This window comes from Chryseobacterium artocarpi (genome assembly GCF_001684975.1).
Classification (GTDB): domain Bacteria; phylum Bacteroidota; class Bacteroidia; order Flavobacteriales; family Weeksellaceae; genus Chryseobacterium; species Chryseobacterium artocarpi.
Genome location: NZ_MAYH01000008.1, coordinates 1 through 1,339 on the forward strand (window position 1 = coordinate 1; position 1,339 = coordinate 1,339).

Sequence of the window (1,339 nt, forward strand, 5' to 3'; positions counted from 1 at the left end):
CAAACACAAAGCAAATGAAAACCGAATCCAAATTAAAGGGAGCTTCTTTCCGCCCATCTCAGAATGCAGACGGTATATCTGAGAATCATCATACGGGTATCAACCGTTTGGTAAAACTCTCGTTAGTTGTTGAAGGTAAAATTATCAAACACTATAAACATTTTACGCTTAAACAAAAGGCAAGTCATCATCATGAGTTCAGTCTTATTCTCGCTCATGACGCGCTTAATGACAGACAGAGTCACACGCTTGAAGAAGCCAATAAATTTTTAGGAAAACGACTTACTGTAGTGATTTCCTATAAAGATATAGATAACAGTCCTGAGAGAAATTTTGTAGGATTAATAACCAAAGTAGGATTCAGTCAGGAGAAAATGAGCCTTGGAAATATTGTTCTTTCCGGTTACAGTCCGACTATTCTATTAGACGGAGCACCTCATATTCAGAGTTTTGGAGGTGGACAACCCGTTAATATGGGAATTATTGCCGAAGAAGTAATTAAACAGGGAATCGATAAAAGCCGCTTTGATATAAGAGTAGATACGAATGACTACTCACAGATCATCTACAGCAGCCAGTACAACGAAACCCATTATAACTACCTTGCAAGAATGGCAGAAGCTTATGGAGAGCAATTCTACTATGATGGTGAAGTGTTACATTTCGGGAAACTTCCCCCTCAAAACAAACCTATCAAACTTATTTATGGTAGCAATGCCAGTGATGTGAAGGTAGAGCTTAAAGCTGTTCATACCAAACCTCAGTATTATGGTTATAACAGCAGCAGAAATGAAAAGCTGACCTCAGGAGAGACTCCAATAAAACATTTAGGAGATCTGGCTAAAACCGCTTACAGCCATAACGATAAAATATACAAAACTCCGGCGCTTCAGGTCGCGCCTATTAAAGCCTCGACTCATTTAGATGTAGAACATTCTCAGAGAAGCACTTCAGGAAGTGAAGCTGTAGGAGTCTTTTCTGTTTCTGGCTCTACAACAGTCCCTTTTTTACATCCTGGCTGTGTTGTAGACATTCATATGAGGAAACCGGATAGTAATGAAACAACTTACTTTACCAAAGTGATGGTAACCGAAGCCGTCCATGAAATCGATACAATCGGACATTATACGGGTAGTTTTGAATCTATAGCTGCTGATACTGGTTATTTACCTAAGCCAGAGTTTACAGAACCTATCGCCCAGCCTCAGATAGCCACGGTCATTGCCAATGCTGATCCAGAAGGACAGGGAAGAGTCCAGGTAAGATTTGATTGGCAGATGAATGATACCACTCATTTTGTACGAGTGATGAGCCCAGATGCTGGAGGAACCGATCAGAT

The 1,339-nt window shown here is 40.3% G+C and carries 1 protein-coding gene; it reads left to right on the top strand.

The annotated features are described in order from the left end of the window. Positions 1 to 14: 14 nt before the first annotated feature. Positions 15 to 1,339, top strand: a 1,325-nt coding sequence (locus BBI01_RS04460; protein WP_065393497.1) for a phage baseplate assembly protein V, incomplete at its 3' end; no start/stop codon positions are given.